Annotated in this window: 4 protein-coding genes; 1 reads left to right on the forward strand and 3 read right to left on the reverse strand. The window is 64.9% G+C overall.

The genetic code is table 11. The features are described from left to right. Nucleotides 1–55: 55 nt before the first annotated feature. Genes Q0S71_RS08015 through Q0S71_RS08025 form a run of 3 tightly spaced genes read right to left on the reverse strand, consistent with a single transcriptional unit; the run spans nucleotide 56 to nucleotide 3,609 of the window. Nucleotides 56–1,549: an ATP-binding protein gene (locus Q0S71_RS08015; RefSeq protein WP_295993854.1), complete on the reverse strand. Its 1,494-nt coding sequence runs from the start codon at nucleotides 1,547–1,549 to the stop codon at nucleotides 56–58. Then, nucleotides 1,542–2,252 (reverse strand): response regulator transcription factor, encoded by a 711-nt coding sequence (locus Q0S71_RS08020; protein ID WP_295993855.1) that lies wholly within the window; start codon nucleotides 2,250–2,252, stop codon nucleotides 1,542–1,544. Before Q0S71_RS08020 ends, Q0S71_RS08015 begins: the two co-directional genes overlap by 8 nt. Before the next feature lie 7 nt (nucleotides 2,253–2,259). Beyond that, entirely contained in the window at nucleotides 2,260–3,609 is a 1,350-nt protein-coding gene (locus Q0S71_RS08025) for an ABC transporter substrate-binding protein (RefSeq protein ID WP_295993856.1), read from the reverse strand. A gap of 467 nt (nucleotides 3,610–4,076) precedes the next feature. Between Q0S71_RS08025 and Q0S71_RS08030 the strand changes: the two genes are divergently transcribed. Further along, nucleotides 4,077–4,331: carbohydrate porin (locus tag Q0S71_RS08030; protein WP_295993857.1), on the forward strand; the 255-nt coding region annotated here is incomplete at its 3' end.

Here is a 4,331-nt window from a genome sequence, read left to right on the forward strand (position 1 = left end):
CCGTGGTCTGACCCCGATTAGCGCGACGTGGCCCCACCCGTTTTGACCGCCGCGTTCACGCCGGCACCAGCGGCGTGAACGCGGCGCCCGGCAGCACGATGGTGGCACGGAAGCCGCCCCCGGGATCGTTCGCCAGCACCAGCTCGCCGCCATGGGCCTGCACGATGCCGCGCGCGATGCCCAGCCCCAGCCCCATGCCGCTGCTGTTCTGCTTGCGTCCATGCTCCAAGCGCACATACGGCTCGAACAAATTGGCGAAGGCCGCTTCCGGCACGCCCGGCCCGTGGTCGCGGATCGCGATTTCTATATTCACGCCATTGCTGTGCACACTGAGCTCGACCCGCTCGCCGTAATGCAGCGCATTGTTGAGCAAATTGCCGATGGCCCGCTTCAAGGCCAGCGGCTTGGCCGCCACGCTCAAGCCCGAATCCTGGAACGACACCTGATGCCCGGCCAGCTGGGCGTCGCGCACCATGCGCCCGAGCAGCGTATCGAGCCGGATCTCGGTCGGATTTTCGTGGATATCGCTGTCCTTGACGGTTTGCAGCGCGCCCTTGACCATCATGTCGAGCTCGTCCAAATCCTCATGGAATTCATTGCGCAGCTGGTCGTCGTCGAGCAGCTCGGCGCGCAGCTTCAGCCGCATGATGGGCGTGCGCAAATCGTGCGAGATCGACACGAACAGCCGTTCCCGGTCTTCGATGTAACGCTGGATGCGTTCGCGCATGGCGCCGAAGGCGCGCGCCGTCTTGACGAATTCGCGGCTGCCCGTTTCCGGCAGCACCGGCGTGTGTTCGCCGTTGCCGAAGGCGGTCGCCGCCTCCGACAGCGCCGCCAGCGGCCGCGTGGTCCAGCGCACCACGAGGATGGACAGCAGCAGCACAGCCGCCAGCGACAGCGCCTGCACCAGCAGCCGGTCGCGCGTGAGCGGATTGCCGCTCTCGAGAAAATAGGGATTGGGCATCAGCGTGGCCAGGTACAGCCAGTTGCCCGGCTCCATCTCGGCCTGGATCAGCAAGATCGGCGCCGGCACCGGCTTGGTCAGCACGATGTGCTGGACCCAGCTGTCGGGCAGGTCGTTGATGGTGGCGCCGTCGTCGCTGACGACGAGCTGGTCCGGCCACGCGAACGCCAGCCGCAAATTCGACACATTCGGCAGGTTTTCCTTCAGCGTGGCGCGGATTTGCTTGAGCGCGATGTCCGACAGCAACTGCGGGTGGATTTCGGTGACGGCCACGGGTCCGTGGTTGATGTTGACGAGAAAGCGGGTGCCGGCCATCTCGCGGAATTGCTGGATGATGAGGGGGCGGTAATTGGGCGGCAGGCTGATGAAGAAGCGCATGGCGCTGGCGGCGCTGTGGGCCAGGTGCAGCGAGGCGGTGCCCACTTCCACTTCCGATTCGGCGTGGCGCTGGGCGGCCCAGATGACGTTGCCGACCAGCTGGGTCAGCAGCACGCCGGCCACCATCACGGCCGACAGCCGGCCCAGCAGCGACTGCGGCAGCAGCCGCACCCGCCACCAGACCCGCCGCGCGGCGCCGCTAGACATGGCTGACGGCGACGTCAGCGGAGAACACGTAGCCGGCGCCGCGCACGGTTTTAATCAGCAGCGGCTGCTTGCCGCCGTCGTTCAGGCGCAGCCGCAGGCGGCTGATCTGGACGTCGAGGAAGCGGTCCAGCGGGCCGGCGTCGCGGCCGCGGGTTTCTTCGCACAGCACGTTGCGGTCGAGGATGTCGCCGGCGTGCTCGACGAAATATTTCAGCAGCTGGAAGTCGAGCCCGGTCAGCGACACGATCTCGCCGTCCGGATCGGTGACGGTGCGGGCCACGGCGTCGAGCGTGTAGCCGACGAAGCGGTAGAAGCGCGGCGCGGCGGCGTTGTCCATGCCGGTGCGGCGGTGGATGGCCTTGATGCGGGCCAGCAGTTCGCGCGGGCTGTAGGGTTTGGAGATGTAGTCGTCGGCGCCCAGCTCCAGGCCGACCACGCGGTCGGTCTCGTCGGAGCTGGCCGTGAGCATGATGATGGGCACGTTGGAGCGGCGCCGCACGGTCTTGCACAGCGCGAAGCCGTCGGTGTCGGGCAGCATCACGTCGAGGATGACCAGCGACAGTTCGTCGACGTAGCGGTGAAATTCGGCCAGGAAGGTTTCGCCGTTGTGGGCCAGGCTGACGTCGTACTGATTCTTTTCCAGGTAAGTCTTGAGCAGCGTGCGGGTTTTTTGGTCGTCGTCGACGATGAGGATTTTGCGCATACGGTTTTCAGGGTGTCTTGGTAAAGGTGCGCGCGATCGCGCTCAGCCGGCGCTGGGTCTCGCCCACCGCCAGCCGGTCGTCCAGGAAAAAGCGGTGCAACTCGGCGACCATCGCATCGCGCACGATTTCATCGGTCGCCATGCGGTGCACCAGGCTCGGTATCTGCGCTTGCGGACCGCTGGAAAACAGTTTGAACGATGCCAGCGCGCAGCTGTCCATTTTCGACAATTGCGGCTGACGCAGCACCGGGATGGAACCCTTGATCCGGTTGTACTCGCTCTGGATGGCCGGCGACATGATCAAGGCGGCCAGTTTTTCCTGCGCCGGACGGTGGGTATCGCGCGTGGCCAGCATGCTCAGCGTGTCGACATTATACAGGTGATAGCTGGCCGTGCCCGGCACCGCGCCGCAGCCGAAGTCCACGCCGGTGACCATGGCGTGCTCGTTGAGCTCGCCCTTCGCCCAATCGCCCATCACTTGCATGGCGGCCTGGTCGGTCGACAGCTGGGCGGTGGTCTGGTCCCAGGTGCGTTCCAGGATGGGTTTGCTCATCCAGCGCTTCAGGCCGCGCAGCCGGTTCAGCGCGGCGGCCAGGCGCGGGTCGGCGTAGGCCGCCGCTTCCCGGCGCTGGAACAGGGCGCGGTAAAAGTCGGCGCCCTCGGACAGCACCAGCGTCTCGAACAGCGTGGCGACCTGCCACGGCTCGCTGCTCTGCGCCAGCGGCACGATGCCGGCCTGTTGCAGCACGGCGGCGGCGTGCTCGAACTGCGCCCAGGTGTCGGGCGGCGCCAGTTGAAAGCGCTTGAACAGGCGGCGGTTATAAAACAGGGTGTTGATGCGGTGGATGCCGACCGGTGCGGCGTAGACGTGGCCGTCGACCCGGATGATGGCGTTGACGGCCGGCTGCAATTTTTGCTGCCAGCGGCCGGCGGCGGCGACCTGGTCGAGGTCGAGCAGCAGGTTCAGGCGCGCCCAGTCGCGGATCACGATGCCGTTGACCTGGGCCACCTCCGGCGCGTCGTTGGCCAGGATGCGGCTGCGCAGCACGATGCCGGCGCCGACCCCGGAGCCGTTGGGGATGACGCTGTCGCGCCAGCGCACGTGGTCTTCGTTGAGGCCGGCGGCGATCAGGTCGACGGCGCGGCGTTCGCTGGCCGATTTCCACCAGTGCAGCACCTGCAGCCCTTCCCCCGGGGCGGCCGCGGTCGAGCCGGCCGAGGCGGAGGCAAACGAAGCGGCGGCGGACCGGGCGGCGGGCGTGGCGGGCGCGCCGGCGGCCATGTCCGCGCACGCGAGCGCCAGCCCGACGGCCGCCGCCGCGCGGACCAGCTGCCGGCTGCGTCGCGTGATTCCCATCTGTGAAACTCCCGCCGAATTCGGCCCATTGTGGTTTGTTGCAAACACTACCTTAACAGACTTGCTTCAACGTTGGTAATCAAGCAAATGTTTTTGCAATAAACTGTATGTATTTGTTGCAAAATGTTGCGGGCAATAGCCACTGTAACCAAGCAACAATTCCCGCCATTCACCGTATGAATGGCAGGTATAGCCATTCCGCTTTGTAAAGAAATGTAAGCTCATCTTGTAGGGCGAAAAATCTTTATTCCGAAAAATCAAACACTTATGCCCACTGTTGTTACAGGCATCGGCAAGCTGGCATCACATTTCGGCCAGTGCTACTGTCTCATCGCCGTAGAAAAACTACAAAATTGACCACCAGCAGCAAACGAGTGTGGCGCACACGCCGGCACGGATCTGAGACTAGACGGGATTTTTATCGTCGTGTCCTGGCCACACGCTTATAACCAGAAGGAGACAACTCAATGAATATCGTCCTCAAAACCCTGCCAGCCGCTCTGGCACTGGCATTGACCGCAGGCGTCGCGCACGCCGACCCCTACAACGATACCGACGGCTTCCACGGCTACCTGCGCGCAGGCGCCGGCACCAGCTCGACCCACGGCCCGCAAAGCTGCTACGGCCTGGGCGGCCCGACCTCCAAATACCGCCTCGGCAACGAGTGCGACAGCTACTTCGAGGGCGGTTACACCCACGAAATCGCCAAATCCGAAAACGGC

Source organism: Rugamonas sp., assembly GCF_025354735.1.
GTDB lineage: Bacteria > Pseudomonadota > Gammaproteobacteria > Burkholderiales > Burkholderiaceae_D > Rugamonas.

Excerpts from the sequence above, each read along its gene's own strand:
- Q0S71_RS08025 (WP_295993856.1), bottom strand. The coding sequence starts at position 3,609 with ATGGGAATCACGCGACGCAGCCGGCAGCTGGTCCGCGCGGCGGCGGCC.
- Q0S71_RS08020 (WP_295993855.1), bottom strand. The coding sequence starts at position 2,252 with ATGCGCAAAATCCTCATCGTCGACGACGACCAAAAAACCCGCACGCTG.
- Q0S71_RS08015 (WP_295993854.1), bottom strand. The coding sequence starts at position 1,549 with ATGTCTAGCGGCGCCGCGCGGCGGGTCTGGTGGCGGGTGCGGCTGCTG.